Annotated in this window: 30 protein-coding genes; 3 read left to right on the top strand and 27 right to left on the bottom strand. The window is 65.3% G+C overall.

The window, feature by feature from the left end; genetic code table 11:
- Positions 1 to 8 precede the first annotated feature (8 nt).
- On the bottom strand, positions 9 to 614 hold the full coding sequence (locus tag C7A17_RS09095; protein ID WP_106737730.1) for a glutathione S-transferase: 606 nt from the start codon (positions 612 to 614) through the stop codon (positions 9 to 11).
- Between the two features lie 337 nt (positions 615 to 951).
- Between C7A17_RS09095 and C7A17_RS09100 the strand changes: the two genes are divergently transcribed.
- On the top strand, positions 952 to 1,419 hold the full coding sequence (locus C7A17_RS09100) for a MarR family winged helix-turn-helix transcriptional regulator (protein WP_106737731.1): 468 nt from the start codon (positions 952 to 954) through the stop codon (positions 1,417 to 1,419).
- A 6-nt stretch (positions 1,420 to 1,425) separates the two neighbouring features.
- Here C7A17_RS09100 and C7A17_RS09105 read toward each other — a convergent pair whose 3' ends face one another.
- Both C7A17_RS09105 and C7A17_RS09110 read right to left on the bottom strand, forming a co-directional pair.
- Positions 1,426 to 2,442, bottom strand: a complete 1,017-nt coding sequence (locus C7A17_RS09105; RefSeq protein WP_106737732.1) for a zinc-dependent alcohol dehydrogenase — start codon at positions 2,440 to 2,442, stop codon at positions 1,426 to 1,428.
- The gene (locus tag C7A17_RS09110) at positions 2,439 to 2,891 is read right to left on the bottom strand and encodes a PaaI family thioesterase (RefSeq protein ID WP_106737733.1); all 453 of its coding nucleotides are present in this window, start codon (positions 2,889 to 2,891) and stop codon (positions 2,439 to 2,441) included. The genes C7A17_RS09105 and C7A17_RS09110 overlap by 4 nt, the downstream gene beginning before the upstream one ends.
- A gap of 228 nt (positions 2,892 to 3,119) precedes the next feature.
- Between C7A17_RS09110 and C7A17_RS09115 the strand changes: the two genes are divergently transcribed.
- Entirely contained in the window at positions 3,120 to 4,031 is a 912-nt protein-coding gene (locus C7A17_RS09115; protein WP_106737734.1) for a LysR family transcriptional regulator, read from the top strand.
- 159 nt (positions 4,032 to 4,190) lie between these two features.
- On the opposite strand, the gene madM is transcribed toward C7A17_RS09115, so the two are convergent.
- The 23 genes from madM to flgB all read right to left on the bottom strand — a co-directional run bounded on the left by madM (position 4,191) and on the right by flgB (position 24,533).
- Positions 4,191 to 4,955 (bottom strand): malonate transporter subunit MadM, encoded by a 765-nt coding sequence (madM, locus tag C7A17_RS09120; RefSeq protein WP_106737735.1) that lies wholly within the window; start codon positions 4,953 to 4,955, stop codon positions 4,191 to 4,193.
- Positions 4,956 to 4,960: 5 nt separating this feature from the next.
- Positions 4,961 to 5,362 (bottom strand): malonate transporter subunit MadL, encoded by a 402-nt coding sequence (gene madL / locus C7A17_RS09125; protein WP_106737736.1) that lies wholly within the window; start codon positions 5,360 to 5,362, stop codon positions 4,961 to 4,963.
- Positions 5,363 to 5,424: 62 nt separating this feature from the next.
- Positions 5,425 to 6,351, bottom strand: coding sequence for a malonate decarboxylase subunit epsilon (gene mdcH / locus C7A17_RS09130; protein ID WP_106737737.1), 927 nt, complete (start codon positions 6,349 to 6,351; stop codon positions 5,425 to 5,427).
- Entirely contained in the window at positions 6,348 to 6,983 is a 636-nt protein-coding gene (locus C7A17_RS09135; protein WP_106737738.1) for a malonate decarboxylase holo-ACP synthase, read from the bottom strand. The genes mdcH and C7A17_RS09135 overlap by 4 nt, the downstream gene beginning before the upstream one ends.
- Positions 6,984 to 7,142: 159 nt before the next feature.
- On the bottom strand, positions 7,143 to 7,949 hold the full coding sequence (gene mdcE, locus C7A17_RS09140) for a biotin-independent malonate decarboxylase subunit gamma (RefSeq protein ID WP_106737739.1): 807 nt from the start codon (positions 7,947 to 7,949) through the stop codon (positions 7,143 to 7,145).
- Positions 7,950 to 7,951: 2 nt separating this feature from the next.
- Positions 7,952 to 8,803: a biotin-independent malonate decarboxylase subunit beta gene (locus C7A17_RS09145; RefSeq protein ID WP_106737740.1), complete on the bottom strand. Its 852-nt coding sequence runs from the start codon at positions 8,801 to 8,803 to the stop codon at positions 7,952 to 7,954.
- Complete coding sequence (locus C7A17_RS09150) at positions 8,796 to 9,095, bottom strand: malonate decarboxylase subunit delta (RefSeq protein WP_106737741.1); 300 nt, start codon at positions 9,093 to 9,095, stop codon at positions 8,796 to 8,798. Before C7A17_RS09150 ends, C7A17_RS09145 begins: the two co-directional genes overlap by 8 nt.
- Before the next feature lies 1 nt (position 9,096).
- Positions 9,097 to 9,975, bottom strand: a complete 879-nt coding sequence (locus C7A17_RS09155; protein WP_106737742.1) for a triphosphoribosyl-dephospho-CoA synthase — start codon at positions 9,973 to 9,975, stop codon at positions 9,097 to 9,099.
- Positions 9,975 to 11,636, bottom strand: coding sequence for a malonate decarboxylase subunit alpha (gene mdcA, locus C7A17_RS09160; protein ID WP_106737743.1), 1,662 nt, complete (start codon positions 11,634 to 11,636; stop codon positions 9,975 to 9,977). Before mdcA ends, C7A17_RS09155 begins: the two co-directional genes overlap by 1 nt.
- A gap of 105 nt (positions 11,637 to 11,741) precedes the next feature.
- A complete protein-coding gene (locus tag C7A17_RS09165) occupies positions 11,742 to 12,713 on the bottom strand; it encodes a GGDEF domain-containing protein (protein ID WP_106737744.1) in 972 nt (323 codons plus the stop codon).
- A 77-nt stretch (positions 12,714 to 12,790) separates the two neighbouring features.
- Positions 12,791 to 13,573 carry a type IV pili methyl-accepting chemotaxis transducer N-terminal domain-containing protein gene (locus tag C7A17_RS09170; protein WP_106737745.1) on the bottom strand — a complete coding sequence of 261 codons (783 nt, stop codon included), beginning with the start codon at positions 13,571 to 13,573 and terminating at the stop codon, positions 12,791 to 12,793.
- Positions 13,574 to 13,874: 301 nt separating this feature from the next.
- Positions 13,875 to 14,903, bottom strand: a complete 1,029-nt coding sequence (locus C7A17_RS09175; RefSeq protein ID WP_199796444.1) for a hypothetical protein — start codon at positions 14,901 to 14,903, stop codon at positions 13,875 to 13,877.
- 15 nt (positions 14,904 to 14,918) lie between these two features.
- Entirely contained in the window at positions 14,919 to 15,836 is a 918-nt protein-coding gene (flgL, locus tag C7A17_RS09180; protein ID WP_106737747.1) for a flagellar hook-associated protein FlgL, read from the bottom strand.
- A gap of 24 nt (positions 15,837 to 15,860) precedes the next feature.
- Entirely contained in the window at positions 15,861 to 17,228 is a 1,368-nt protein-coding gene (gene flgK, locus C7A17_RS09185; RefSeq protein WP_106737748.1) for a flagellar hook-associated protein FlgK, read from the bottom strand.
- 3 nt (positions 17,229 to 17,231) lie between these two features.
- On the bottom strand, positions 17,232 to 18,353 hold the full coding sequence (locus C7A17_RS09190) for a lytic transglycosylase domain-containing protein (protein WP_106737749.1): 1,122 nt from the start codon (positions 18,351 to 18,353) through the stop codon (positions 17,232 to 17,234).
- Between the two features lie 3 nt (positions 18,354 to 18,356).
- Positions 18,357 to 19,451 (bottom strand): flagellar basal body P-ring protein FlgI, encoded by a 1,095-nt coding sequence (locus C7A17_RS09195; RefSeq protein ID WP_106737750.1) that lies wholly within the window; start codon positions 19,449 to 19,451, stop codon positions 18,357 to 18,359.
- A 10-nt stretch (positions 19,452 to 19,461) separates the two neighbouring features.
- On the bottom strand, positions 19,462 to 20,124 hold the full coding sequence (flgH, locus tag C7A17_RS09200) for a flagellar basal body L-ring protein FlgH (RefSeq protein ID WP_106737751.1): 663 nt from the start codon (positions 20,122 to 20,124) through the stop codon (positions 19,462 to 19,464).
- Positions 20,125 to 20,129: 5 nt separating this feature from the next.
- The gene (flgG, locus tag C7A17_RS09205; RefSeq protein ID WP_106737752.1) at positions 20,130 to 20,915 is read right to left on the bottom strand and encodes a flagellar basal-body rod protein FlgG; all 786 of its coding nucleotides are present in this window, start codon (positions 20,913 to 20,915) and stop codon (positions 20,130 to 20,132) included.
- Between the two features lie 191 nt (positions 20,916 to 21,106).
- A complete protein-coding gene (locus C7A17_RS09210) occupies positions 21,107 to 21,838 on the bottom strand; it encodes a flagellar basal body rod protein FlgF (protein WP_106737753.1) in 732 nt (243 codons plus the stop codon).
- 9 nt (positions 21,839 to 21,847) lie between these two features.
- Positions 21,848 to 23,035, bottom strand: a complete 1,188-nt coding sequence (gene flgE, locus C7A17_RS09215; RefSeq protein ID WP_106737754.1) for a flagellar hook protein FlgE — start codon at positions 23,033 to 23,035, stop codon at positions 21,848 to 21,850.
- A 36-nt stretch (positions 23,036 to 23,071) separates the two neighbouring features.
- Positions 23,072 to 23,749: a flagellar hook assembly protein FlgD gene (flgD, locus tag C7A17_RS09220; RefSeq protein WP_106737755.1), complete on the bottom strand. Its 678-nt coding sequence runs from the start codon at positions 23,747 to 23,749 to the stop codon at positions 23,072 to 23,074.
- Positions 23,749 to 24,177 (bottom strand): flagellar basal body rod protein FlgC, encoded by a 429-nt coding sequence (flgC, locus tag C7A17_RS09225; protein ID WP_106737756.1) that lies wholly within the window; start codon positions 24,175 to 24,177, stop codon positions 23,749 to 23,751. The genes flgD and flgC overlap by 1 nt, the downstream gene beginning before the upstream one ends.
- Before the next feature lie 2 nt (positions 24,178 to 24,179).
- On the bottom strand, positions 24,180 to 24,533 hold the full coding sequence (gene flgB / locus C7A17_RS09230) for a flagellar basal body rod protein FlgB (RefSeq protein ID WP_106737757.1): 354 nt from the start codon (positions 24,531 to 24,533) through the stop codon (positions 24,180 to 24,182).
- 192 nt (positions 24,534 to 24,725) lie between these two features.
- Between flgB and flgA the strand changes: the two genes are divergently transcribed.
- On the top strand, positions 24,726 to 25,430 hold the full coding sequence (flgA, locus tag C7A17_RS09235) for a flagellar basal body P-ring formation chaperone FlgA (RefSeq protein WP_106742828.1): 705 nt from the start codon (positions 24,726 to 24,728) through the stop codon (positions 25,428 to 25,430).
- 194 nt (positions 25,431 to 25,624) lie between these two features.
- On the opposite strand, the gene glcC is transcribed toward flgA, so the two are convergent.
- Positions 25,625 to 26,398, bottom strand: coding sequence for a transcriptional regulator GlcC (gene glcC / locus C7A17_RS09240; protein ID WP_106737758.1), 774 nt, complete (start codon positions 26,396 to 26,398; stop codon positions 25,625 to 25,627).
- Positions 26,399 to 26,435 lie beyond the last annotated feature (37 nt).

The raw sequence follows: 26,435 nt of genomic DNA on the forward strand, positions 1-26,435 counted from the left end.
CGGCCGGCTCACAACGGCGCGCTGGCCTGCATCGAGGCGCGCTGGGCGAAGGCCTGCTGGAAAGCGGCCAAGCCCGGATGCGCAGCTCGCCAGTCGAGGTCGGCAAAGCGGAAATCCAGATAGCCCAGGGCGCAGGCGACGCCGATCTGCGCCAGGTCGAGCGGCCCCTGCAACTGCCCGACCTGGCGCTCCAGCTCCGCCAACGCCCGCTGGATCTTGCCCAGCTGCCCCTCCAGCCAGGCCGACCATTGCAGCTCGGCCGGGCGTGCAGCGCGCTCGTATCGCGCCAACAGCGCAGCATCCATCAGGCCATCGGCCAAGGCGGCCAGGCGCAACACCTGCCAGCGCGCAGCACCGTCCGGTAGCAGCTTCGTACCTTGATGCAGGGTGTCGAGGTATTCGCAGATCACCCGGCTGTCATACAGCGCTTGGCCGTCATCGGTCAGCAGCACCGGAATCTTGCCCAACGGGTTGAGCGCATTGACCCGTTCGTTGAGCGTGGTCGGCAGCACGGCGGTATCGAACAGCTCGATGCGTTCCAGCAGGCCAGTTTCCGCAGCCAGTACGCGAACCTTGCGGGCGAAGGGTGAGGCAGCGGCGTAGATCAGTTGCATGGCATGTTCCTGTGTAGTGTTGTGATGAAGCGGGTGGAGGCCTTAGAGTCAGCTCACGATCTCGCGAGCTAGAGCGATACAAGGCGCAACGACCAACGGGAGTAACAGCCAAAGGCTGGCCCGAAGGGAGAGCGCCAGCGAATCAAACAAACGAGGAAGCGGAGTTTACGAGTGGTAAATGAGCATGACTCGCTTCGCTCGCCCCTTCGGGGCCGCACTGAAGTGCGTTAGCCGCAAGCGGCATTCTGAGCTTGTTTTTAACGCAGTAGCGCCGACGCGCAGCAGATCGTGAACAGGCTCTTAGGCTTGTGCCCACCTCAACCGGCGTAAATATCCCATGGTTATCGAGAAAAAGATCAACACGGCATCCGTGAGCCTGAAATCGCTCGATCCGCTCGACCATAGCCTCGAGCTGCTGCATTTCGGTTTTCGCGGCCTGACGGTGGAGGCCGACCGTTTTCTCGAGACACACGGACTGTCCCGTGTGCACCACCGCATTCTGTATGTGATCGCCCGTACCGACGCAATCAGCATCGGCGAACTGGCTACCACCCTGGGCGTCAGCAACCAGGCGCTGCATCGTCCGCTGTCGCACCTGTTCGAGCAGGCGCTGGTGCAGTACACCCGTGAACCAGGCCGGCATCGTTTCAAGCTGCTGGCACTGAGCGAAACGGGCACGGCGCTGGAGGCCGAGGCCACCGAGCTGGAGCGGCGCACCCTGCGCGACGCCCTGGCCGCCACCGACGCCGATGGTCAGGACGCCTGGCGTCGGGTGATGCGGGCGCTTGCCGAACACCTCAACTGAGCCATCTCACGTGATGCGCTCGCGCACCACGATGCACTTGGTCAGCGGCTGAATCAGCGCCTGTGGCGCATCCTCCCAACCCACCACCTGCGGGTTGACCAGCAGCGGATCGCAGCAACCGCTGTGCACCAGATCCAGCACCTTGGGAATATGCTGCTGCACGCTGCAGGCGCCGACCGAAAAGGTGACGTCGCGCAGGTACATGTCGAACAGCGGAATCTTCGGGTCATCGAAGATGATGCCGATACACGAGCAATGCCCACCGGGCGCCAGCGCCAGCAGTCCACGGCGCAGCGCCTGATGATCGCGCGTGGCGGAGATCACCAGGTCATAGCTGCGGTCAAGATCGCTTCCTGCCAGATCGACACCGGCGCCACTGCGTGCGGCAAGCTGCTGGCGCAGCGGATGATCGTCGAGATAATCCACGCTGCCCGCTCCGGCAGCCCGTGCCATCTGCACGGCGAGCACACCAAGACTTTCGGTGCCGCCGACCACCAGCACACGGGCATCCGGTCGTGTGGCCAGCGGCCGGCTGGCGGCCACCCAGGCATCGGTGAGGTTGTCACTGGCGCTGGACACGGCCACAGGGTCGAGCCCGGCAGGCAATGGCACCAGCATGGCGTCGGCGAACGGCACCAGCACCATTTCCGAGAACAATCCGCCCCAGTGGCCGCCTGCCGGTACGCCGTAGGCGGCCATGCGCGGTACCGCCGTGCAGGCGCTGGAGCGCCCGACCAGGCATTGAGCACAACTGCCGCAGGCGATCTTCCAGGGCACCGAAACCAGGTCGCCACGGCGCAGGTTACGCACGGCCGACCCCACTTCCAGCACCTCGGCCACACATTCATGGCCCAGCGCGAACGGTGGTTTGAACGGCGTGGTACCGGCGATCAGGCGTCGATCTAGGTCACAGGAAGCCGAGGCGATGGGCCTGACCAACGCACTGCCTGGGGTGGTGAGCTGCGGATCGGGCGCCTCGACCCAGGCCAGTTGGCCAGGGCTCTGAACCATGAGTTCCTTCATGCCTTGGCCGCTCCGATGACGAAGGTGGTGGTGGCCTTGGCGCACAGCTTGCCTTGCGCGTCGAGGATATGCGCGTCGCAGATCGCCAGGCTGCGGGTGCGCTCGACCACCCAGCCGCGCACCTGATAGACCTCGCCGGGGCGCAGTGGACGCACGTACTTGACGTTGAGATCCACCGTCGAGTGCGGCACGTCCGCCTCCAGGGTGGAGAACAGCGCCAGCGCCGCGGCGCCGTCCAGGCAGGTGGCCGCGAAACCGCCATGCACCGCGCCGGCCGGGTTTAGATGACGCTGATCCGGGCGCCCCTCCAGGGTGATGCTGCCCGCCTCCACCTGCACCGCGTGAATACCCATGGTCTCGCCGATTGACGGCGCCGGCAGTTCGCCGCGAATCAGTGCTTGCAGGGCCTTCAGGCCGGATGTCGCGGGCAGCGAGGCGAAGTCGTTCATGGCGGTACTCCTCAGACAGAGAATGAACGTGGCGCAGGCATTGCCTGTACCGATGCAGGACTGTTCGTACGGTAGCCCCTGCCCACCAATCACATCAACACTATTGAAATGACAAATAAAGGGGCATTCCAGACATCACCGTCTGCAACCAAAGTCGCAACGACCGATCACCGCTGACCCGCGTGGATGCGGCACAATCAGCCATCGCTGGAAAAGGACAACAGGCCGATGCTGATCGATGAAGAACTGACCCTGAAAAAGCTGGAGGTCTTCCTCGCCTTCATGCGCAGTGGCAACCTGGCGCGCGCGGCCAGCGAGCTGCAGACCAGCAATGTCAGCGTGCACCGCGCCATCCACTCGCTGGAAAGCGCGCTGCGCTGCCCGCTGTTCAAGCACGAGGGGCGCAACCTGATTCCGCTGGAGAGTGCCTATGTGCTGGAAGAGAAAGCTCAGAAGCTGATCCAGGACGCCCAGGAGATGGTGCGCCTGACCCGCGAGGCGGCTGGCTTCGGCGCCGAGCGCTTCAAGCTCGGTGCGCTCTACTCGCTGACGGTGAAGACCGTGCCGCAATTGATCATGGGCCTGAAGCTGCGCCGCAGCGAGCTGAACATCGACCTGGTGCTCGGCTCCAACGTCGACCTGCTGTACAAGCTGAAGAACATGGAACTGGACGCCATCCTCATCGCCCTCGACGACAGCGTCAGCGACCCGGACTGCGAGCAACTGGCGCTGTTCTCCGACGACATCTTCCTCGCCACCCCCAACGATTCGCCCTTCGCCGATCACGCCGAAGTGGATCTGGCCGACCTGCGCGACTCGACCTTCATCACCCTGACCCAGGGCTACGCTACCTTCCGCGACGGCGAGCGGGTGTTCCGCCAGGCAGGCTTCGAGCCCAAGGTGGCGATGCAGGTGAAAGACATCTTCACCCTGCTCAGCATGGTCAGTTCGGGCGTCGGCTATGCCCTGCTGCCAGGGCGCGTGGCGGCGGTGTACGAGAACCGGGTGAAGCTGATCCCGCTGCAGGCCAAGTACCATCTGCAGCAGCATATCGGCGTGGTCTTTCTCAAGGCCAAGGAGCGTGACCCGAACCTACTGGCGCTGCTGGCCGAATGCCGGATGTACAGCCGGCAGTCGTAGAGCACGCGGGCCGCCCAGGCCGTGCGCACCGAGACAGGCCACTCATACGCGGCCATCCTGGTGCGCCTACCCATTCGCCGATATCACCCATACGCCAATCGTCTCAGGATGGCGCGGGGCCTGAATAAAAAAAGCCCGCCATGAAGGCGGGCAAAGGACTCAGCCCAACAAACCTCGCATGATGAAATAGAGCAGTGACGGGCCGAGCAGGCAGCCAAGTGCGGTGTAGAAAGCAGCGGTCAGACAACCATAGGGCACCAGCTTCGGATCGGTCGCCGCCAGACCACCGGCCACACCGCTGGACGTGCCCATCAGACCACCGAAGATCACCGCGCTACGCGGATTGTTCAGGCCGATGTAGGGCGCAACGAAGGGAGTGGCGACCATCACCAGGATCGCCTTGATCAGGCCAGCGGCAATCGACAGCGCCATGACGTCGGAGCTGGCACCGATCGCCGCACCAGTCACCGGGCCGACGATATAGGTCACCGCGCCAGCGCCAATGGTGGTCAGGCTGACCACGTCGGTGTAGCCGAAGGCCATGGCTACCGCCACGCCGGCGACGAAGGACGTCCCGACCCCGACGAACAGTGCCAACACCCCGGCGAAACCGGCGCGCTTGAGTTCCTCGACACTGACACCGAAGGCCGTGGCGACGATGGCGAAGTCGCGCAGCATGGCGCCGCCCAACAGCCCCAGACCGGCGAACAGGGGAATGTCCACCAGGCCCTTCTGGCCACCGGTGTAGACCCCGCCGATGTACGACAGCACCAGGCCGAGCAGGATGGCGATCGCCGAGCCGTGCAAACGGCCTTTGGTGAACTTGTCGGAGATCCAGTACGACAGCCACATGGTGACACCGATGATGGCGAAACCGCTGAGCATCCCGTAGCCGGAAATGACCTTCATGATGGATTCGTACATGGCAGTCACCGTGGCGCTTTAGTCAGGGAAGGGGCGATTTCGCTGTCGGACTTCTTTTGTCCGATCCGGCTCAGTACAGGCACCAGCGCGAAGCCGATAACGACCGCGGAAGTACCGGCGAGAATCGCCATGGGGCCGCCACTGAGGGCACCGTAGACGTTCTGCTGGGCGGCCATGGCGACCACGATGGGAATGTAGATGGCGCTCCAGAACTCCACGCCCTGTTCCGACTTGCCGGTGAACAGACCGCGTTTGCTCAGGTAACTGCCCAGAAAGATCAGCAGGATCATGGCGATGCCAACACCACCGACGTTGGCGGGTACGCCGATGAGTTTGCCCAGCAGCTCTCCGATGAAGATGCCGGCCAGGGTGCAGATCGCCAGAAAGGCGACACCGTAGATGATCATTATTGTTGTCCTCGTTTTACGTATCGAAGTTGTTGTTTTTGTGCTTCGGTAAACGCTACGGCTCAGCGGTCGCGGCTTACCTCCTGACGCAACATGGCGTCGAGTGTATCCAGACGTGCGCCCTCGAAGGCGATTGCCTGGCCGGCGTCGAAGACGCGCCGGGCGAGCCCGGTCAGCACGCCACCGGGGGGCAGTTCCAGGTGCAGGCGCACGCCGCGCTCATAGGCAGTGACGAGCGTGGCCTGCCAGTCGACGACGCGGCTCATGTTGTAAGCCAGGTCATCGCGCAGGGTTTCGGGATCACGGATCAGGCGCGCCGAGCTGCTGCTCAGGTAGCGCACCTGCGGTGCATGTAATTCGATGTTGGCAAAGGCCGCAGCCAACTCGCGCGCCGGGCCGTCGAGCAGCACACAGTGCGACGGCACGCTCATGGCCAGGCGCTTGGCCATACCGGCGCCGAGGGCACGGGCGCGTTCGGCCACAGCGGCCATGGCGGCATCGCTGCCGGCGATCACCAGCTGGGTTTCGGCGTTGATATTGCCCAGGTACACCGGGCCTTCGGCCTCGGCCAGCAGGCGTTCGATGCTGGCCTGGTCAAGGCCGAGGATGGCAGTCATGCCGTAGCCACTGGGGTAGGCGCGCTGCATCAGTTCGCCACGCAATGCGACCAGGCGCACGGCATCGGCGAAGTCCAGCACGTCGGCCACCACGGCGGCGGCATAGGCGCCAATGGACAATCCGGCGACATAGTCCGGACGATGCCCGCGCTCGCCGAGCAAGCGCGCGGCGGCGACGCCGGCAATCAACAGGCAGAGCTGCACGGCACGCGTGCCTTGCAAGGCTTTGGCCGAATCCAGCAGGCGAACATCCTCGCCCAGCGCAGCGCTGGCTTGTTCCAGGCAGGCCTGCACCACCGGCGCGGCGGGCAATGCCTGAAGCATGCCGGGTTGCTGCGCACCCTGACCGGGGAAAGCCCAGAGCGTGCTCACGCCGCCACCTGCTGCAGGTGCCAAGGGTCGCCAACCAGCAGCGGCCCGTTCTGGGTTTTCAGCAGGACGCGCGGCGCCTCGCTGGCCCACTCACGCAGCGCCACGGCGCCGTATGGGGTTTCCAGCTGCAGATCGATACGCCCCGGTGCCTCATCCAGCACGCCACACAGCGCCCGCGCCCAGTCGCGCGGTAACTGCTGAGAGGCGCGCAGCGACAGGTCGAGATCGCTGTCCGGGTGTGCGGCGCTGATACCGCTGGCCAGCTCGAAACCCAGGCTACCGGTCACACCCCAGGCCAGGCCGAGGGCATCGAGACGCGGCGCCAGCAGGCTCAACGCCCGCAATGCCGGCCAGTGCGGCTGCGCGTGGCTGCGCCAGCGCCCAGCCCGCGCCACGGCCTGCGGGCTGACCAGACGACTGATCTCGCTCACACGCATCCAGGTGGCATACCGCTGTTCACGCACCACGCCGCGGATACCCACCGCGACCCAGCCGGATTCAGCCGGCGCACGGCGCACCACCACCGGCACATGCCCGCCCAGGGCGGCACGAGCCCAGGCCGGCGCCTCCTGCGGCAGGTGCTCGGGGCGCAGGCCCCAGAGCAGATCATGTGGACGGGGTGTGGGGTGCATCGAGTGAATCTCCGGGTTGTTGGAATTTCGCTTCTGGTTGCCGGTTTGCAACCGCCCTACAGCTGACCTCGGGCGTAGGGTGCGCCATGCGCACCGGGCCATAGGCGGATGTCGCTCTGGTGCGCACGGCGCACCCTACGGTGGCCGTGCGCGACCTGTTCACCATTGCGCGCGCAAGGCCTCGCGCACCTTCGTGGAGGCCGCACGATTGGCGGCGCCCAGGCGGTTGCGCAGGTCACGCGGGCTGCCGGCGATATCGGCCAGGGCACGGCTCAGAGCGTCCTGCACACGGGCCAGATCGGCGGCCGTCGGCTGCGTCACCTGCTCCACGTCGAGCACCTCAGACAGCAGGCCGAGCGAGGCGTAGTTGTCCAGGTCGTAGGCCATCGGCGGCACGCTGGCGGCCAGCGCCTCCAGCTCGTCGACGCTGCGCAGGGTGATGCGCGCGGCCGCGGCCTTGCCCATGGCATGCACCATCACCCCGGCATCGCGCAGGGCGATTAGGCGGTTGGCCTGGTAGCCGTGGGCGAGAAAGGCACCGGACATGGCCTTACCCACCAGCAGGCCGATCACCGCATGCCCGGCCAGACGGGCACGGGCATAAGCGTCCACCGCGCCAGCCAGCGCCTGATGAATGCCATAGGCTTCCTCGCGGCGGCCATAGGCCTGGCTCGGCACGTCGACGATGGCGATCAGCGCCCGCTTGTGCGGGTTGTCGCGATCCGCCTCGATGGCCTCGTCGACCGCCTGCGCCAGGCCCCAGCCTTCGAGCAGGCCGACCTCGCCGTTGCGAGCGCGGGGGAAGGGATTGTTGGCATCGGCAATCACGGCGAGATAACGCACCGCCTGACCAGCCAGTTCGCCATCGGCTACGCGCAGCGAGGCCGGCAAACCTGGTTGCGGTTGAGCAGCGCCGGCCAGGATCTGGAACCAGTGCAAGCCGCGTTGTTCCTGTGCAGTTGTCATGTTCATGCTCCCTGGTAGGCGCTGCGCACGGCAGCGGCATCGGCCTGGACGGCGGTGTCGACAGCGCGCAGGCGCTGCAGGAACCAGGCGTGGCGACGGCTGCGTTCCAGCGCGGGTTTCCCCTTGGCGAACAACCCGTGCAGCTCGCGGCAAATGGCGTCGACGTCATCACTCACGTAGCCATCGACCAGGCCACTGGCGTGACGCTGCTCGCCGCCGGTCAGACCCCAGATAAAGGGGCGGTCGCGCGAGTCGTATTCCTCCAGCCCGGCCTCCTGTTCGATCACCTGCGGGCCGTTGAGGCCCAGGCGCGCTTCGCGGGTCACCAGCAGATAGCTGCACAGCCCGGCAGCGATGGACATGCCGCCGAAGCAGCCGACCGGCCCGGCGACCAGACCGATTACCGGCTGGTACTGGCGTAGATCGACGATGGCGGCCTGGATCTCGGCGATAGCCGCCAGGCCCAGATTGGCTTCCTGCAGACGTACGCCACCGGTCTCCAGCAGCAACACGGCACGGGTCGGCGTGTCATTGCGGTTGTCTTCAGCCGCCAGCTCCAGGGCGCCGGCGATCTTCGCGCCGCCCACTTCGCCCAGGCTGCCGCCCTGGAAGACACCTTCGATGGCGATCACCACCGCAGGTTGGCCATCGAGCGTACCCTTGGCCACCACCACGCCGTCGTCGGCCTGGGGCACGATGCCCTGCTTGGGCAGCCAGGGCGACATCAGTTGGGCGAAGGGATCGAGCAGTTCGCGGAAGCTGCCGGCATCGAGCAGTGCCCGCGCACGCTCGCGGGCACCGAGTTCGGTGAAGCTGCGCTGCGCCAGCAGGCGCGCAATGTTTTGCTCAGCCATGGTTCAGTTCCTCCAGGCCTTGTTCCAGGCGCAGGCGCACCACACCCGGCGTGGCGCCGAAATCATGAATGGCGATGTTCAGTGCGGGCAGCTGCTGCTCGCGGAACATGCGCTCGAAAAGCAACTGCCAGCGCGGTGCGCTGCCGTTCACCGAGGTGATCACCTGGATCGCCAGGGTGCCGGCCTGGCCGGGTTCGAGCAGCACTTCCAGGTCGCCGGAGCCGACGCAGCCCACCAGCGCGCGGCCCTGGGCCGGTTGCCCGGCGGGAAATTCGAAGGACAGGGTTTCCATTTCACAGACTCCCAAGCTGCGCCGGCAGGTCATGCTGCAGGCGGTCGAGGAACAGGGTGGCGGCGAGCAGATCGGCAGCGCCGCCAGGCGAGGCGCGCAGGCGCAGCATGTCGCGCTCAAGATCGCGCAGCAGGCGGCGACCATCGAGGCTGGCGCAACCACCAGCGGCGAGTACCGCGCGGGCGCCGCTCTGCATGCAGCTCAGCCCGGCCATGCCGGCGCGGTAGAGCACGCAGGTGTCGGCCAGCTGGGTCATGATCGCCAGCAGCGCATCGAGACGGGCGTTCTGCTCACCTGCACCGGCGGCACGGCTGCGCGCCAGTTGTGGCAGCGCCTGCTGGATCACCGCAGGGAAACCGAGCTGCGCCTCCTCGCGCGCCCCATGCACGCCGTACAGACGGCAAACCTGGGCACCATGACTATCGCCAGTGACGGGCGCAGCGCGGTCGTTGAGCAGGGCCAGACGCGCAGCGCGCAGGGCGACCTGTGCAGGCGCCAGCTCACTGGGATCCAGCGCGGCGGCAGCACTAAGCAACCCCAGCGCCCAGATCGCGCCACGATGGGTGTTGACGCCGCCAGTGACGCGCAGCATCTCCACCTCGCCTTCGCGGCCGATGCGGCCGACGTCCTCGCGCAGTTGCAGGACGATCGCGCCGCGATGCTGCGCGGCCTCGGCCATGGCCTTGAAGCTGGGCCACAGGGCCAGCGCCGAGGCGTGCATCAGGCCCAGGTGCAGGTCGGTGTGCGCGCCGCTACCACGACGATCAACCAGCCCCGGCTTGGGCGACAGGTCGGCCTCGTCGATCAGGGCGTCGACGGCCAGGTCGGCCAGCCAGTCCCCTAATGAGAGCTGCGGCTGTAATGCCGTGAGTGCATTCATCACCAGCTCCTGAACTTGGCGGGCGGGTTGTACAGACCGCCCGACCACTCGACCAGCTCGGCGATGCTCTTGGCCGCGAGCAGTTCGCGGCTGGCATCGGTGCGGCGGATGCCGAGATCCTCGGGCAGCGCGATCAGCCCTTCACGGCGCATGCGTGCGGTTTCTTTCGGGTCATGGCGCAGGCCAATGGCGGTGACACCGGCGACCGCGGCGATCATTGCCTGGCGCTCTTCCAGGGTGCGTGCCTTGTACAGATAGGCGATGCCTTCTTCGGTGAGCAGGTGAGTGACGTCGTCGCCGTAGATCATGATCGGTGCCAGCGGCATGCCGACCTTCTTCGCCACGTCCACCGCATCGAGCTGCTCGACGAAGGTGGGTTTGCCGCCCTCCTGGAAGGTCTCGACCATCTGCACCACCAGCTTCTTGCCGCGTTCGAGCAGCGGCGCGTCGCTGTCGCCTGGGCGCATGTCCAGCCAGGCGGGTGTCGAGTGACGCCGTCCGCGCGGGTCATGGCCCATGTTCGGCGCGCCGCCGAAACCGGCCAGGCGGCCGCGGGTGACGGTGGAGGAATGGCCATCGCCGTCCACCTGCAGGGTGGCGCCGATAAACAGGTCGACCGCGTACTGCCCAGCCAGCTGGCACATCATGCGGTTGGAGCGCATGGAGCCGTCGCGGCCGGTGAAGAAAATGTCCGGGCGCTGGGCGATGTAGTTCTCCATGCCCAGCTCGGTGCCGAAGCAGTGCACGCTCTCCACCCAACCGGTCTCGATGGCCGGGATCAGCGTCGGGTGCGGGTTGAGCGTCCAGTTGCGGCAGATCTTGCCCTTCAGGCCCAGCGATTCACCGTAGGTCGGCAGGATCAACTCGATGGCGGCGGTGTTGAAGCCGATGCCATGGTTGAGCGACTGCACGTTGTGTTTTTCGTAGATGCCACGGATCGCCATCATCGCCATCAGCACGTGCACCGGCTTGATATGGCGCGGGTCACGGGTAAACAGCGGCTCGATGTAGAACGGCTTGTCGGCCACCACCACGAAGTCGACCCAGGAGGCGGGAATGTCCACCCGCGGCAGCTCGTCGACGATCTCGTTGACCTGGAAGATCACGATGCCGTCGGAGAACGCGGTGGGCTCGACCAGCGCCGGGGTGTCCTCGGTGCTCGGGCCGGTGTAGATGTTGCCGTGGCGGTCAGCCTGGAAACCGGCGACCAGCGCGACGTTGGGGATCAGATCCACCAGCAGGCGTGAGTACAGCTCGATGTAGGTGTGGATAGCGCCGACTTCCATCTGCCCGTCTTCGAGCAGTTGGCCGATGCGCAGGCTCTGTGGGCCAGCGAAGGAGAAGTCGAGCTTGCGCGCGATGCCACGCTCGAACAGATCGAGGTGCTCGGCACGGCTGACGCTGGGCATGATCATGTGCAGGTCATGCAGACGGCCGGGGTCGGCCTTGGCCAGCGAGCGGGAAAGGAAATCCGCCTGCTTCTGGTTGTTGCCTTCGAGCACCACACGATCGCCGGGGGCGATCAAGGCCTCGAGGGCCGCGACGATCTTGTCGCTGGGCAGTACCACGCCATCGGCGAGGTTGCGCACCTGATCGAGTCGCCGGGCTTTTTCAGCGCGACGACGCGACCACTGCGGCGGTGGGGATATTGTTGTTGTCATTGAAGACTCCACGAGTTCCGCTGTCGTGGAGGCACATTAGGAGCGTGACCCTCTGGTCATCAATCAAGCAGCCAGCGCAATCGTTACGCCCAGGTTAACGATTGCTCAAACACGGGCATCCGCGGCATCGTCGAGAGTCGCGCGTGCGGGGGCCTTGGCCACTTCCAGCCGATCACGACCGCGTTGCTTGGCTTGGTAAAGCAGCTTGTCCACGGCGTTGAGGAAGTCCAACGGGCGGTCGTGCGCGCCCGGCACGATGGTGCCGACACCGAGGCTGATGGTGAGCAGGGAAGATACGGCAGAGCGCTCGTGGGCAATGCGCTGCTGGCGCACCTGCTGCCGGCAACGCTCGGCGATATGGCGAGCGGCGGCCTCGTCGGTCTCCGGCAGCACCAGTACGAACTCCTCGCCGCCGAAGCGCCCGACGAAATCCCGTGGCCGGCTGGCCGCGCGGCTCAAGGCCTGGCCGACGCTCTTCAGGCAGTCGTCGCCCTGGATATGGCCGTAGTGGTCGTTGAACTGCTTGAAGTGATCGATATCCAGCAGGATCAGCGATAGCGGTTGCTGAGTGCGCTGGGCGTTGGCCCATTCGGTGGCCAGCACGCTGTCGAACATGCGCCGGTTGGCGACGCCGGTGAGGCCGTCCTTGTAGGAGTATTCCTCCAGCTGCTTCTGCAGGGTCAGCAGCTGCTCCTCGGTCTTCTTGCGCTCGCTGATGTCGAACATGAAACCGATCAGCGAGTCCACCTCGCCATTGTCGTCGCGTACCACGTGCACCACGTCGCGAATCCACACGTAATCGCCGGCAGCGGTCAGCGCACGGTAGTCGGCTTCGTGGTCGACGCCGTTCTGCGACTGCGAGATGCAGAATTCCACCACCTTCTCGCGGTCGTCCGGGTGCATGCGCGTCGCCCAGTCCTCGGCGCTGATCCAGCTGGCCTGCGACCAGCCCAGCAGCGTCTCGATCTGCGGGCCGATGTAGGCGAAGGTCATGCTCTTCCAGTCGATCTTCCAGGGAATCGCCCGGGTGGACTCCAGCAGGGTCTTGTACACCGCCTGATCAGTTACTTCGCTCATGCCCGCCACCTCTGCCGACTAGCGCTTGGTTATAGCGCAAAAGTGAGTAGCCAAGGTGACGAGCCGGCGAATGGCTATCAGGACTCGCTGGCTTTCAGGCCGGCGTACAGGCGAGTCAGCTCGTTGAGCTGGCGGAACAGCGAATCGGTGCTGACGGTGATGACGGTCGGCACGAAGTCCTGCGAGGCGTGCAGGTCAATGCCCTTGAGGGTGAAACCCCAGTGGGCGCGGGCGCGGCGCTGGGCGTTGGCGATTTCCTCGTTCGGCGTGCCGGCGGCTTCCAGTTCCTTGAGAATGACCTCGAAATCGCTCACCGATTTATCCAGCTTGGCGTCCAGATCAGGCGCCTGCACCCGCCAGGCCTTGGCCATGTAGAGCATGGCGATGCGCTGAGTCTGCACACGCGCCCAACCGGTGCGGTTGACCGACGCGCCCATGGCACCCAGGTGGTTGGCCATCAGGTCGGTCACGTTCTGCGTCTGCTGCAGCAGTTGCTCGCTGGTGGCGAGCATTTCCGCGGCCTTGGCCTGCTCCGGCTTGGCTTCGAGCTGCGGGCGGAAGGTGGCCCAGAGGCCGTCGACCTTGCTCAGCGCCGCCTTGATCTCGGCGTTGGGCGCGTAGGCGGTCAGCGCCTTGTGGCTGGCATCGAAACGCTGGATGGTTTCCTGCAGCTGACGCTGGGCAGTGTCCACACGCACGTCAGCGCCAAGCATCAGGTAGCTCTTGGCCATGCGCTGAGTCAGCGAGCGCTGCAGACCGGCCATGTTCATCGCTTCGGAATCGGTCAACTGTGCCAGGCTGGGCATGCTGACCAGCGTGGTGCAGGCAAGCAGGAGGAGGGTCAGGTACTTCTTCAACACGTCGGTACTCCAAAATTCGAGAACAAGGCAATGCACCGGGAGCACGCGCTACCGGTAACGGGTTGAACCCTTGAATACGGGGTTTTTATTGGAATGCGGGGGGCAGATTCGAAGGGCGCGAGGCCCGGATGCTGCGGAAAAGGGCGCGATGATAGCTGCTAAAACGCCATCATTCTGTGCGACCAGTCATGAAGCGGACGACTGGTCGCCCTCTCTACAGCGACAACGAATAAAAAAGCCGCCAGTCGCCATGAAACAAGGGGGAAAGCGACTGACGGCTGAGGAGTCGAAGCCCCGGCGATCAGGACAGCAGGCTGACCACGCTGGAGCGACTGATATTGGCCTGGGCCACCACGGTCTGGGTCACGGCGGCATAGCTGCTGGGGCTGCGGCGCATCAGGTTGAATACTTCGCCGGCAAAATCGCGCGCCCACTCGCGCTCGTTCTGCTCGGCATGGCGGGCAAGAAACTCGCGGATCTCTTCCTGGCGATGGCTGAGCTGTTCGCGCAGCGCACCGATCTTGTCCAGCGCGGCGACCACTTCATCCAACGCCCGGCGTAACTCGCGTGCACCGTCCATACGTGCAGCGTCAGGCAGGCGCAGCAGTTGTTCTTCCTGGCTGGCCAGCGGCGCGGCGCTCGGCGGCGCCAGCTTGCCCTCGCCCTGCATGCGCAGCTCGCCCTTGAGTTGCTGCCATTCGCTTTCACGGGCGCTGAACTTGAGCGCACCACCGTTATCGACCTCGGCGCGAATACCCGCCGGGCCGAGGCCGGCATTGAAGCGGCGGAGAATCTGCTGCTCGCTAAGGCCCTCGTCGAGCACCACCGCCAGCGGCTCGGCCAGCTTGCGCCCGGCGCTGAACAACAGGGTTTCCTTGCCGGCCTGCTGTACCGCAGCGATGGAGTCCAGGCCCTGCAGGCTGAAACGGCTGCGTACCGGTTCGTTGAGGCGCAGCTTGAAACTGGCATCCAGCGCCTCGCCGGAACGCTGGCCGCGCTCGGCGAGCAGCTTGCGCACCTGCTCCAGCTCGCGCTTGAGACCGTCACGCTCGCCAGCCTGGGCATTGCTCAGCTCGCGGCTGAGGCTGAGCTTGAGCTGCCCCAGACGCCCGGCCAATTCGCCCAGGTAGCTGTCGGCGGCCTGCATCGAGGTTAGTTGCTGGTTGAGCTGCAGGTTGAAGGTGGCACTCTTGCCGCGCGGCTGAACCTGCGCCTGCTCGTTGCTCGGCGCCGCCTTGCGCACGCGCTGCGGCGCCTGCTCGCCCTGCACGGGGCGGCGCGCCTGGGGGTCGAGAACCGTGACGACCGGTAGCTGTTTATCGACCTTGATCACCAACGCCACTCCTTACAGCAGGCTGAACAACGACATCTGGTTGATCTTCAGGTAGGTCTTCTGCGTCGCACCCAGCGCCAGCTGGTAATCGTTCAGGTCGATGGTGGCGCCGGCGTAGTCGAGCCGCGACAGCTCGCCTTCGATCTTCTGGTTGACCAGCGACACGTCCTCGTTGCTGTCGGTCAGCAGGGTCAGGGCGTTCTGCCGACCACCGAGCTCGGTGATCGAGCCGAGTACGCGGCCGTGGGTCTCGTCGAGGGCATCGAGGGTCGTCGTGATCTGCTGGCGCACGGCAGGATCGGTGACGTCCAGTGCCGGGTCCTGCAGGGTGTTGATCAGGTCACGCAACTGATTGAGCATGCCCACGCCGGCGCCGTAGACGCTGGCGGCGGTGACGTTCTCGTCGACCAGCACGCCGTTGGCCACAGCAGCCTGACGGTGCTTGTCGTTGCCGGTGACGCTGTAGGTCTGGGTCGCAGCATCGAAACTCAGCGCCGGGGTGTCGCTGAGGGTGCCGGAGAACAGGTAGCGTCCCTCTTCGTCGCGCACGTTGGCGAAGCTGAAGATGGTGTCTTCGATGATCGACAGCTCGCCAGCCATGGCGGACAGGTCTTCGCTGGTGTTGGAGCCGTTGGCCGCCCACAGCAGCAGATCGCGCACGTTGAGCATGGCGTCGGAGCTGGACTTGAGGTTGGCCTCCTGAGTCGACAGGCTGCCGGAGACGTTGGCGATGTTCTTGCGGAACTGCTCCAGGCTCGCTTCCTCACGCTGCACGCGCAGCACCCGTACGCTGGCGATGGGATCGTCCGACGGCAGCAGGATGCGCTTGCCGGTGGCCATCTGCTGCATCAGCTTGCCCAACTCGGCGGAACTGGCGTTCATCGAGCTGTGCATCATCGAAGTGATCTGCGAGTTGGTGATGCGCATCATGGTGGAATCTCTCTGAAAGCCGCGTCAGAACGCGGAAAGCATGTCGTCGAACAACTGGTTGGCGGTGCTGATCACTTTCATGTTGGCCTGGTAAGCCTGCTGATAGGTCATCAGGTTGACTGCCTCTTCATCCAGGCTGACGGCGCTGACGCTGTCGCGCTGCGACTTGGCCTGCTGGGTCACGGCAGTGGCGGACTTGAGGTCAGCCTGGTTCTGCCGGCTGTCGCTGGCGACCTGACCGAGCAGACCGGCGTATGCATCGTTGAGGGTGACCTGACTGCCACCCAGGCTGATGGGCTGGTTCTTCAGGTCGAGTAGATCGAGCAGCACCTCGTTGTTGCCGGTCTCGCCCGCTGCCGAGGAAAACGCCAGTTGCTCGGCGCTCAACGGCTGCACGCGCAGCAGTGCGGTAGTACTGGTGGGGTCATAGACGAACAGCGGCTGACCGGGGTTGCCAGCCAGGTCGAAGCCGGTGGCGAGCACGTCGTTGACCATCTGCGCCAGCTGGCTAGCCATGTCGTGCAGGGCCTCCTGGTTCGGCCGCAGGCTGTTGTACTCGACGTCATACAGGCCACCGAAAGCGCCGCCGAAACCATCCTGACGCAGCGGGAAGCTGGTACCGGCAAAGGCCAGGCTGACCTCCTGCTCACCCGTCGCGGTCATCGCCACCTTGAGCTGGCCGGCAGTGGGACCGGCCACCAGCGGCTGGCCGTTGGACAGGGCAACGCTGACCGAGCCATCCGGCACTTCGTTGATGCGCAGCTTGGCGAACTGGCTGAGCTGGCCGATCAGGCTTTCGCGGTGGTCGCGCAGCGCGGTGCTGTCACCCTTGACCGACTCGGTCTCGACGATCTTCTTGTTCAGCAGCGCGATGTTCTCGGTCAGGCCATTGATCTCGGTGGCCATGGCCGTGCGCTGCTCCTGCAGCGCCTTGACCTGCGCGTCGATGTTGCTGCTCAGACCGTTGAAGCGCTGCGCCAGGTTGCCGGCCTCGCTGATGATCTGCTGACGCAAGGCGATGGAGCCTGGCGTGGCGCTGGCTTCGCTCAAGGCTGCGAAGAACTGGTCGAGGCCGGCGCTGATGCTCGAACCGGTGCCCGACATCAGCGCTTCCAGCGCGGTCAGGTACTGCTGCGAGGCGCCATAGAAGTTCTGCTCGGTGGTCGCGCGCCACAGCTGCTGGTTGTGGAATTCGTTGGTCATGCGGCGGATGCTGATCACCTCGACGCCGCCGCCGACGCTCAGGCCGCCCTGCCCGGCCAGCGACCCGGTGATGGTCTGCAGGCGACTGAAACCCGGTGTGTTGACGTTGGCGATGTTCTGCCCGGTGGTGGCCAGGGCCACCTGGCTGGCACGCACACCGCTGTAGGCGATCTGGTTGAGGATGCTCACGAATCAGGACTCCTGACGCTCGAAGCGCATGGGCTGAGCGAAGGCCGCCAGACGCGGGGTACGGGCGTCGTCGGCAGCGAATTGGGCTGTTACTGAAGACAGGGCGACGGAATCCTCGGCGGACTTAAATTCGTCACGCGCCAATACCTGTTTGCCTGCGACCGCACCGAGCAGCAGGCCGCTGTCGGCACTCAGGGCGCTGGCCAGTTGCTGGCGGGTCTGCGCACTGAGCGAGGTCTGCTGCACCTCGTCCTTGGCCGGCGCCTCGCGGCTGGCCAGATCGCCGAGAATCTTGCGCGTGTAATCGCGGGTTTCCTGGAAAGGAATGCGCTCGATCCAGGCACCGGTGCCGATCTCGCCGCTGCGCGGGTCGCCATTGACCTTCAGCCACTCGTCGACGCGCCCGGGGCCGGCGTTGTAGGCCGCCAGCGCGAGGGCCTGGTGGCCGTCGTAACGCTGCAGCATCTTGTCCAGGTAGGCGCTACCGAGACGCTTGTTGTAGCTGGCATCGGTGGTCAGGCGCGCCTCATCGAACGGCAGACCGAGTTCGGCGGCCATCTCCCGCGCGGTGTCCGGCATCAGCTGCATCAGGCCACGCGCGCCCTTGGGCGACACGGCATCGACGCGTCCGGCCGACTCCTGCTGGATGACCTTGTCGACCAGGGCGAGAAAGCCCGCCGAGCCCTTGTCCCAGACCTTGCCCAGACCATCGACGCCACGCTGCCAGGTCGCGCGCAGCGGCTCCAGCAAGCTACCGCCGGAACGCTGCGGCAGCTCGGCCGACTGCGCTGCCAGCGCTGCGCCCTGCAGATCCGGCGCCTCACCCGCGCCCCCGGACAGCTGCTTGACCAGCATGTCGGCGATACCGGTCTGCTTGCGCCCGGCCAGGGTCTCGGCCAGTACCTCGTCGTAGAAGTCGCGCATGGTGTCCATCTCGCGGCTGCGCATCGGGTTGCCTTCGGCGAGCACGTCGCTGGCCTTGCGCATCTGCTTGAGGATCTGCTGCAGGAACAGCGCCTCGAACTGCTCGGCCGCGGCCTGCAGCTGCTGTTCGCGGGCGGTGCCAATACCGTCGGCGCTGCCGCGGTGGCTGTTCATGTGGTGGGCGAGGGAAACGATGCTCATGGCTCAGATCACGATCAGTTCGGCATTGAGGGCACCGGCCTGCTCCAGCGCCTGGAGGATGCTCATGACATCGTCCGGGGTAGCGCCGAGGCTGTTCACGGTGTTGATGATGCTGTCCAGGCTGGCGCCGTCGGGCCACTTGAACATGGCGTTCTTGTCCTGGCTGACGGCGACGTCGGAGCGCGGCACCACGGCGGTCTGGCCACCGGAGAAGGCATTGGGCTGGCTGACCTGCGGGTTTTCGCTGATGGTCACGGTCAGGGTGCCATGGGCCACGGCCGCGGCCTTCACGCGCACGCCCTGGCCGACCACCACGGTACCGGTGCGGCTGTTGAACACCACGCGTGGTCGTTCGCGGCCCTCTTCCACCTCCAGGCCTTCGAGCATGGCCATGAAGCCGATGCGCTGGGTGCTGGTAATCGGCGCGCGAATGGAAATTTTGGTCGAGTTCAAGGCGCTGGCGGTACCGCTGCCGAAGCGGCCGTTGACTGCCTCGACCACCTTGGCAGCGGTCTGGAAGCTGGGCTGGCGCAGGTTGAGCATGACCTCGTCACGCGTACTGAAATCGCTGGGGATCATCCGCTCGACCGTGGCGCCATTGGGTACGCGGCCGCTGTTGGCGGAGTTGATCGCCACGCTGGAGCCGCTCTGCCCGGTGGCATTCAGGCCGCCGACGACAATGGCGCCCTGGGCCAGGGCATAGGTTTCGCCGTCGACGCCTTGCAGCGGCGTCATCAGCAACTGGCCGCCGCGCAGGCTCTTGGCATCGCCCAGCGAAGCGACGGTGATGTCCACGGTCTGCCCCGGGCTGTAGGACGGCGGAATTTCCGCGGTCACGGTCACCGCCGCGACGTTCTTCAGCTTGGGATCGACGTTCGGCGGCAGGTTGATGCCGAACTGTTTGATCATGTTGGCCACCGACTGGCTGGTGAAGCGCACCTGGTTCTTGTCACCGGTGCCGTCCAGGCCAACCACCAGGCCATAGCCGATCAGCTGGTTGCCGCGAATGCCTTCGATGTCCACCAGATCCATCAGCGGCACGGCCTTGGTCGACAGCGGCCAGGTCAGGAGCAGGGCGACGAGTGAGCGTTTGATCATGATCCAGGCCTCAGAGCGGGAACAGCGGACTGGTGAAGAAGCGCGTCAGCCAACCCGCCGAATTGCTGTCGCTGAGCACGCCACGGCCGGCGTAGGAAATCCGTGCGTTGGCCACGTTCTGCGAGGACACCTGATTGGCGCGATTGATGTCGTCCATGCGCACCAGGCCGACCAGGCGGATGTACTCGTCGCCCTGGTTCAGACGCAGGGCCTTCTCGCCCTTGATCAGCAGGGTGCCGTTGGGCAGCACCTGGTGCACGGTCACGGCGATGGAGCCACGCAGGGTGTTCTGCTGCGAACTACGCGCCGAACCGTTGAAGTCGCGCTCGGCCTCGGCGGAGCTTTCCAGACGGTCGTAGGTCTTGCCCAGCACGGTGGGGATGCCGATGGCGGCACTGGAGGTCTTGCCGAAGCTGGTGCCGGCGCTCTTGCTCGACTGGGTGGACTCGTCGAGCACCACGGTGAGGATGTCGCCGACCCGCACCGCGCGCTTGTCGCCGATCAACGAGCCGCTGTAGCCACTGCGGAACAGCCCGCCACCGGTGCTCGGCGGCACGCTGTAGTCGAGTTGCAAGGGTTCGTAATGGCTCGAGTCTTCGTCGGGCAGCATCTCGTTGAAGCTGGCACAACCACCCAGAGTCAGCAGCAGAGCGAGCGGGATCAGGCGCTTCATGGCGGTCACACGGTCTGGTTGAGGAACTGCTGCATGCCCGACGCGGCGTCGAGCACCTTGGCGTTGGCCTCGTAGGCGCGCTGGATGGAGATCATCGCCACCATGGCCTCGACCACCTGCACGTTGGAGCCTTCCAGCACGCCCTGCTTGAGGTTGCCCAGGCCCTCTTCGCCCGGTACGCCTTCGACCGGCTCGCCGCTGGCCACGGTCTCGCGGTAGAGGTTGCCGCCGAGGGCTTCCAGACCACCCGGATTGGTGAAGTTGACCAGGGTGATCTGGCCCAGCTCCGAAGGCAGGTTGTCACCGGCCAGCACGGCGGTGACGATGCCGTCGCTGCCCACGGTGAAGCGGCTGCTGCCGGCCGGCACTTCGATGGCAGGCGTCAGCGGCAGGCCCTGGGAATTGACGATCATGCCTTCGGCATTGAGCTGCAACTGGCCGTTCTCGGTGTAGTAGATATCGCCATTGGGCGCCTCGACCTGGAAGAAGCCGGCGCCAACGATGGCCAGATCCATCGGCTGGCCGGTGGTCTGGATGCTGCCTTCGGTGAACACCTTCTGCGTGCCGGCCACGCGCACGCCGCTGCCGAGCTGGATGCCCGACGGCACGGTATTGACCTCATCGGCCTGTGCGCCCGGCTGTTTCTCGATGGCGTAGAACAAATCCTCGAACACCACGCGGTCACTCTTGAAGCCGTTGGTGTTGACGTTGGCCAGGTTGTTGGCCACGGCGCTCATCGCCTTGTCCTGGGCGGCCAGGCCGGTCTTGCTGACCCAAAGTGCGGAACTCATGTGCTGTCTCCTTTGTACTGGTAGCCCGGATGCAATCCGGGGAAATGGTTCCCGGATTACATCCGGGCTACTCGTCGTGTTCTTTCAACCGTAGGGCGGGCCGCTGTAGGGTGGGCCGGGCGGCGATCCGTTTCAGCCCACCATTGCAGAGCAAGTCAGGTGGGCTGAAGCCCACCCTACGTCCAGTCCCATCAACTGCCGCGAATCATCCGGTTGCCGGCTTCGGACAGATCCTCGGCGGCCTTCATCATCTTCACCTGGGTCTCGAACAGACGGTTCAGGCTCATGGTCGCCACCAACTGATCGATGGCGCCGACGTTGCTCGCTTCCAGATAACCGGAGACCAGCACCGGTGTTTCCATGTCCTCGGCCGGTTGACCGTCGGTGCGCGTCAGCAGGCCGCTGGCGTCCTTGCTCAGGTCGGCAGCATCGACGTCCACGACGCGGATGCGATCGACCTCGGCGGTGACGAAATCGCCGCGCGGGATCACCGAGACGGTGCCGTCACGGCCGATGTGCAGGCTGTCGTACTCGGGCAGCACGATAGGGCCACCCTCGCCCATCACGGCGCGGCCATTGAGGGTCAGGCGCAGCTCGGCATCGACCTGCAGCGCACCGTTGCGGGTGTAGCGCTCGGCGCCGTCATCACCTTCGACGGCGAACAGGCCACGGCCCTGGATCGCCACATCGAGGTCGCGGCCGGTGGCCATCAGCTCGCCAGGCGCCAGGTTGACGCCGTTGTTCTTCACGCGCGCCAGGTGCCGGCTGTCGTAGCCGTAGCCTTCTACGGCGACGGCCTGGGCCTGCTCCAGGTCGGCCCGGAAGCCGGGCGTGTTGACGTTGGCCAGGTTGTTGGCACGCACGGTGAGCGAGCTCATGGTGCGGCTGGCGGCGGTCATTGCGGTGTAGCCGAGACGGTCCATGGGTCAGCCTCAGATCGCGCCGAACAGCACTTGGGTGAGTTCCTTGTTGGTGGTCAGCACCTTGGTGTTGGCCTGGTAGTTGCGCTGGCCCTCCATCAGGCCGACCAACTGCTGGGTCAGGTCGACGTTGGAGTTCTCCAGCGAGCCGGCCACCAGTGCACCGAACGGGCCGACACCGGGCACGCCGATCAGCGCGGCACCGGAATCGGCGGTCTCCACCCAAGCAGTACCGCTGATGTTCTTCAGGCCGCCGGCATTGGCGAAGGTGGCCAGCGCCACCTGGCCCTGGAGCATGCGCTGACCGTTGCTGTAGTTGGCGTAGACCATGCCGTCCTTCTCCACCGACAGGCCGGTCTGCTCACCCGCCGCATAGCCGCTGGCGCGGTTGGTGGTGACGACGAAGTCGGAGCCGTACTGGCTGGAATTGCTGTAGTCGATGGCGATTGCCATCGGGTCGACACCCGGCAGGGCGAAGCCAACGTTGACCGGGCCGGCCGGTGTGGCCAGCGCGCCATTGGTGCCGAAGGTCAGCGCCTGCGGGCCACCGACGGCGGTGTTGCCCTGGTAGTAGTGGGCATCCCAGGTGTTGTCGCCGGTCTTCACGAAGTACTGGGTAAGGGTGTGTTCCTTGCCCTGGGAGTCGAACACCTTGGTGGTGTAGGTGGAGTTGTAGGTGTTCACGTCCGCCGGATCGAACGGCGCGGTGGCCGGTACGGTCTGGTTGGAATCCAGGTTCATCACGAAGGCCAGGGTGTCGGTGGCGCGTGCCGGCAGGTTGGCGTTCTGCAGTTGCAGATCGCCCATGGCGCCGACCAGCAGGTTGCCCGCCGCATCCACCGGATAGCCCTGCAAGGTCTGCCCGGCCGCATTGACGATGTTGTTGTTCTTGTCGGCGCCGAACACGCCGGCGCGCGTGTAGCTCAGGTCGCCGTTGGTGTCGCGGGTGACGAAGAAGCCGCCGCCGGAGATGGCCAGATCCAGGCTACGCCCGGTGGTGACCAGAGAGCCGCCCTGGCTGATGCTCTGGGTGGTGGCCAGCACCTCCACGCCCATCGCCTGGCTGTCGGCGTAGATGCTGCCGAACTCGGTACGCGAGGACTTGAAGCCGGTGGTACCGGCGTTGGCGATGTTGTGGCTGATGGTGTTGAGCTGTTCGTTGACGGCGCTGAGGCCGGTCATGGCGATGTTGAAACTCATGGCGACTGGACCCTTGAATTGAACGAGTGGGAAGGTTCAGAGCAGACCGGCGGTCTGCGTCTGGCCGAATTCGGTGATGTTGTAGAAGGGCACGGAGCCGACGCCGATGACTTCCAGCACCGGCCCCTCGGCGCTGACGCGCACCTGGGTGACGCGACCCGCCACCTCGACCTTGGGGTACTCGCCGCTGTCGCTCTTGACCTCGACCTTGTAACTGCCCGGCGCCAGACCCAGCGCCTTGGGATCCAGCTCGAAAGGCACGCGACCCGGCGCCTGGGTGCCGAGGTCGATTTCCTTCTTCACGCCGTTGCTATCGGTGACCACCAACGCCAGCTTGCCGGCGGCATGCTCCAGGTTGATCTCGCCCTTGACCTTGTCCGCACCCAGTTCCAGCTGCTCGGTGGCGACCTTCACTTCCTGGCCGACCAGGCCGGCGGCGGTGAGGGTCTGCAGGTTGTCCAGCAGTACCAGGTTGCTCTTGCTCAGCGAGGCCATGTTTTCCAGGCTCTTGACCTGGCTCATGGCGGCGAACTGGTTGAGGAACTCGGTACTGTCCACCGGCTTGGTTGGATCCTGATTCTGGATCTGCGCGACCATGAGGGTGAGGAAGTTGTTTTCCAGCTGGGTCGCGTCACTGACGTTGACCGACTGCTTCACCGCCTCGTCGATGCTGTAGGCGGAAGTGTTCTGGCTGTTGTTGCTGACCGCGGCCATCAGGATTCTCCGAGCTTGAGCAGACCTTGCTGCATGCTTTTCAGGCGGTTGAGCACTTCGACGCTGGTCTCGAAGCTGCGAGTGGCCGACATCATGTCGGTCATCTCTTCGATCTGGTCGATGTCGGCGTAGAACACGTAGCCCTGATCGTCGGCCAGCGGGTTATCCGGCTCGTAACGGCGCACCGGCTCGCGCCCGGCGCTGACCACATCGAGTACCTGCACATGGGCGCCGCCCATGCCGGCGCTGCGGGTCAGTTGGTCGTTGTTGTAGACGGCGGCGAACACCGGCTTGCGCGCCTGGTACACATCCTCGGCGCTGGCCGCGGCCGAGTCGGCGTTGGCCAGGTTGCTGGCCACGGTATTGAGGCGCACGGTCTGCGCGTTCATCGACGAGCCGGCGATGCGGTAGATGGAATCGAAAGCCATGATCAGCGTCCCTCGATGGCCTGTTTCAGGCCGCGGAATTTCATGCTGAGAAAGGTCAGGCTGGTCTGGAAGTCCATGCTGTTCTTGGAGAACGCAGCCTGCTCCACACTCAGCTCGACGCTATTGCCGTCCTGCGACGGCTGGGTCGGTACGCGGTACTTGAGATCCGCCGTGCTGGCGGTCAAACCCTGCTGCGGATCGAGCCGCTGCATCTCGCCGGCGAAATCGATGTCGCGAGCGAGAAAGCCCGGCGTATCTTCGTTAGCCAGGTTGGCGGCGAGGATTTCGCTGCGTTGCATGCGCAGTTCCAGCGCTCGCGAATGCAGGCCCACCACGTCATCAATCCGTATACTCATTCACCGGTACCCTTCACCCAAGGTTGTGCCCAGGTGCCTTGAGCACAAAGCGTGCCCAACCTCAAAGAGAGCCGTATTGCATTGATTTATCAGGGATTTATCAGAATTTTCCGGGAGCTTTACGTCGCCCTTTTTCCGCATCGTCCTGACGTTGGGAGGAAAAGCGGAAAGGCTTTTTCCGCCTGCGCGTCGCTGCTTTTCCTCTTCGCCGCGCTGTCATCGGTGACTGCGCAGGCCGAGACGGATGCCGCCAGCCAGATCGACCAGGCCATCGCCGCGCACATGCAGCAGAAGCTGGCCGAGGAAGCCAGACGCCAGGCCTGGCAGGGGCAGCGCCACAGCCTCAACGTCACCCTGCTCAACAGCGCCGAACGCCTGCCGACCTGCACACAGGCGCTGAACGTGACGGTCAGCAGTGACGACCCCTCCCCCCTCTCACGCCAGCGTCTGGACGTGAGCTGCGCCGATGCTTCCGGCTGGAACGTCACGGCGCTGGTGCAGGCCAGCGTGTTCCTGCCGGTGGTACATGCCGCGCGGGTGATCGAGCGTGGCCAGACCATCAGTCGCGAGCAGCTGCAATTGCAGGAAGTGAACATCGGCAAGGCGCCGCGAGGCTTCTACAACAGCTTCGACGAGGTGCTCGACCAGGGCGCCAAGCGCCGCGTACGCGCCGGCCAGCTGATCGCGCCGAACCTGCTCACCGCACCGCTGCTGATCCGCCGCGGCCAGCAGGTGACCATCGTCGCCAGCCAGGACGGCATCTCCGCCTCGGCCACCGGCGAGGCGCTGGCCAACGGCCGTGAGGGCGAAGTGATCCGCGTGCGCAACCTCGGCAGCCAGAAGGTGATCGAGGCGCAGGTGGTGGAAGAAGGGGTGGTGACCAGCACCTTCAGGTAATTGCACCGAGACGTAGCTGCGTAGGGTGCGCCATGCGCACCAAGCGGTAACCGAGCCTGCATGCACCATGACAACCATTCGGTGCGCACGGCGCACCCTACGTCAGGCCCAGTAGGGCGCGCCGCGCACACCAATGCGCCGGTTTGTAGGGCGGGTGCAACCCGCCACCCATCATCAGGCGGGTTTCACCCGCCCTACGCCCAACCTTCCAGGCGCATGGTGGCGCGCACCAGGCGCTGCTCTTCCTGCTCGATCTCCTGCAGGTTGTCGCGGATGCTGTTGATGTGATCACGTGCCGCGCGCTGGGCCTGTTCCGGCAGACGTTCGATCACGGCGTGGTATAGGCGCGAATGCTGACGGTCGATCTGCCGTTTCTGCGCGGGGCGGTGGTAGAGGTTGTTCACCGAGGCGAATACGGTGCTGAGCATCAGGTCGGTCAGCGACTGCAGGGTGTGCACCAGCACCGGGTTGTGCGAAGCCTCGCAGATGGCCAGGTGGAACGCATGGTCGAGGCGCGCGTGCTCGCGCGGATCGACCGGTGTCTGCTGGGCATGGGCCGCGAGCATTTCCTCGTAGCGCCGGGTGAGCAGGACGAAATCCGCATCGGTGCCACGCAGGGCGGCCAGGCGCGCCGACTCGCCTTCGAGCAGGCCACGCACCTCCAGCAGGTCATAGAGGGTGCGCGGCTGCGAGTTGAACAGGTGCATCAGCGGGCTGGCGTCACGCTCGCCGCTGAGCTTGGCCACTCGCGAATCACGCCCCTGCGCGGTCTCGATGATGCCGCGCCCACGCAGCACCTTGAGCCCCTCGCGCAAGGCCGAGCGGGAGATGCCCAACTTCTCGCACAGGCGCCGTTCCGACGGCAATGGCTGGCCTACCTTGAGCACACCGTCGACGATCAGCCGCTCGATGCGCTCGGCCACCACGTCGCTGACCTGTCGCCGTGCAGTTTCCGGATTAACCGCCATTTTGCCTCCTCCACCAACTGGTCGTACCAGTTCTTCA

Origin of the sequence: Pseudomonas mendocina (genome assembly GCF_003008615.1) — a bacterium.
In the GTDB taxonomy this organism is placed as follows: Bacteria; Pseudomonadota; Gammaproteobacteria; order Pseudomonadales; family Pseudomonadaceae; genus Aquipseudomonas; species Aquipseudomonas mendocina_C.

Excerpts from the sequence above, each read along its gene's own strand:
- madM (WP_106737735.1), bottom strand. The coding sequence starts at position 4,955 with ATGTACGAATCCATCATGAAGGTCATTTCCGGCTACGGGATGCTCAGC.
- C7A17_RS09105 (WP_106737732.1), bottom strand. The coding sequence starts at position 2,442 with ATGAAGGAACTCATGGTTCAGAGCCCTGGCCAACTGGCCTGGGTCGAG.
- C7A17_RS09165 (WP_106737744.1), bottom strand. The coding sequence starts at position 12,713 with ATGAGCGAAGTAACTGATCAGGCGGTGTACAAGACCCTGCTGGAGTCC.
- flgC (WP_106737756.1), bottom strand. The coding sequence starts at position 24,177 with ATGGCTTTCGATTCCATCTACCGCATCGCCGGCTCGTCGATGAACGCG.
- madL (WP_106737736.1), bottom strand. The coding sequence starts at position 5,362 with ATGATCATCTACGGTGTCGCCTTTCTGGCGATCTGCACCCTGGCCGGC.
- C7A17_RS09110 (WP_106737733.1), bottom strand. The coding sequence starts at position 2,891 with ATGAACGACTTCGCCTCGCTGCCCGCGACATCCGGCCTGAAGGCCCTG.
- mdcE (WP_106737739.1), bottom strand. The coding sequence starts at position 7,949 with ATGACAACTGCACAGGAACAACGCGGCTTGCACTGGTTCCAGATCCTG.
- C7A17_RS09150 (WP_106737741.1), bottom strand. The coding sequence starts at position 9,095 with ATGGAAACCCTGTCCTTCGAATTTCCCGCCGGGCAACCGGCCCAGGGC.
- C7A17_RS09195 (WP_106737750.1), bottom strand. The coding sequence starts at position 19,451 with ATGATCAAACGCTCACTCGTCGCCCTGCTCCTGACCTGGCCGCTGTCG.
- C7A17_RS09155 (WP_106737742.1), bottom strand. The coding sequence starts at position 9,975 with ATGAATGCACTCACGGCATTACAGCCGCAGCTCTCATTAGGGGACTGG.
- mdcA (WP_106737743.1), bottom strand. The coding sequence starts at position 11,636 with ATGACAACAACAATATCCCCACCGCCGCAGTGGTCGCGTCGTCGCGCT.
- C7A17_RS09190 (WP_106737749.1), bottom strand. The coding sequence starts at position 18,353 with ATGAGCATCGTTTCCCTCGCCCACCACATGAACAGCCACCGCGGCAGC.
- flgH (WP_106737751.1), bottom strand. The coding sequence starts at position 20,124 with ATGAAGCGCCTGATCCCGCTCGCTCTGCTGCTGACTCTGGGTGGTTGT.
- C7A17_RS09210 (WP_106737753.1), bottom strand. The coding sequence starts at position 21,838 with ATGGACCGTCTCGGCTACACCGCAATGACCGCCGCCAGCCGCACCATG.
- C7A17_RS09115 (WP_106737734.1), top strand. The coding sequence starts at position 3,120 with ATGCTGATCGATGAAGAACTGACCCTGAAAAAGCTGGAGGTCTTCCTC.
- flgD (WP_106737755.1), bottom strand. The coding sequence starts at position 23,749 with ATGGCCGCGGTCAGCAACAACAGCCAGAACACTTCCGCCTACAGCATC.
- C7A17_RS09100 (WP_106737731.1), top strand. The coding sequence starts at position 952 with ATGGTTATCGAGAAAAAGATCAACACGGCATCCGTGAGCCTGAAATCG.
- flgE (WP_106737754.1), bottom strand. The coding sequence starts at position 23,035 with ATGAGTTTCAACATCGCCATGACCGGCCTCAGCGCCGTCAACGAACAG.
- C7A17_RS09145 (WP_106737740.1), bottom strand. The coding sequence starts at position 8,803 with ATGGCTGAGCAAAACATTGCGCGCCTGCTGGCGCAGCGCAGCTTCACC.
- C7A17_RS09135 (WP_106737738.1), bottom strand. The coding sequence starts at position 6,983 with ATGCACCCCACACCCCGTCCACATGATCTGCTCTGGGGCCTGCGCCCC.
- flgB (WP_106737757.1), bottom strand. The coding sequence starts at position 24,533 with ATGAGTATACGGATTGATGACGTGGTGGGCCTGCATTCGCGAGCGCTG.
- flgG (WP_106737752.1), bottom strand. The coding sequence starts at position 20,915 with ATGAGTTCCGCACTTTGGGTCAGCAAGACCGGCCTGGCCGCCCAGGAC.
- C7A17_RS09095 (WP_106737730.1), bottom strand. The coding sequence starts at position 614 with ATGCAACTGATCTACGCCGCTGCCTCACCCTTCGCCCGCAAGGTTCGC.
- flgL (WP_106737747.1), bottom strand. The coding sequence starts at position 15,836 with ATGATGCGCATCACCAACTCGCAGATCACTTCGATGATGCACAGCTCG.
- glcC (WP_106737758.1), bottom strand. The coding sequence starts at position 26,398 with ATGGCGGTTAATCCGGAAACTGCACGGCGACAGGTCAGCGACGTGGTG.